We start from the raw sequence: 488 nt of genomic DNA on the forward strand, positions 1-488 counted from the left end.
CCGCTTTCAACAGTATTGCGCGCCCGGAAGGTCGGGTCGGTCATGCGCAGCGCCGCAACAAGCCCCGCGATGGCCAGCACCAGTACCACGAGGCTGCGGCCCGCATGCCCCAGCGCCCTGAGCCTTGCGTGCTGCTGGGCAGCCTCGACGATTGCCGGCTCCAACGTTCCGCCAAGGGCGATGCCCGCGTCAGACAGGAGCGCGGGCAGCGTTTCGACGGCACGTGCGCCATCGGCCAGATCGGCGTCGGACAGCCGCCCGTCCGCCCGCAGCAGGGTGATCCCGTCGGAAACGCGGCGCACGTCCGTCATTACCAGTTCGACGGATGATCCTTCGGGCACGCTGGCCGCCGGGATCGTCTGTGCCACCTGCATCTGGACGAGCCAAGGCTGCACGATCAGCCAGACCGCAAGGACCAGCAGCGCCGGAACCGCCGTGAGCATCGCGGCGGCATAGCCGTAATAGGATGGCAAGGAATGAAGTCGGCG

Annotated in this window: 1 protein-coding gene; it reads right to left on the minus strand. The window is 68.0% G+C overall.

Features of this window, described 5'->3' with window-relative positions; translation table 11 throughout:
- Positions 1-488 (minus strand): phosphate ABC transporter permease family protein (locus A3728_RS14005; RefSeq protein ID WP_201722330.1); only part of this gene is annotated, 488 nt, incomplete at both ends.

This window comes from Sulfitobacter sp. HI0040, assembly GCF_001634885.1.
Lineage (GTDB): Bacteria > Pseudomonadota > Alphaproteobacteria > Rhodobacterales > Rhodobacteraceae > Sulfitobacter.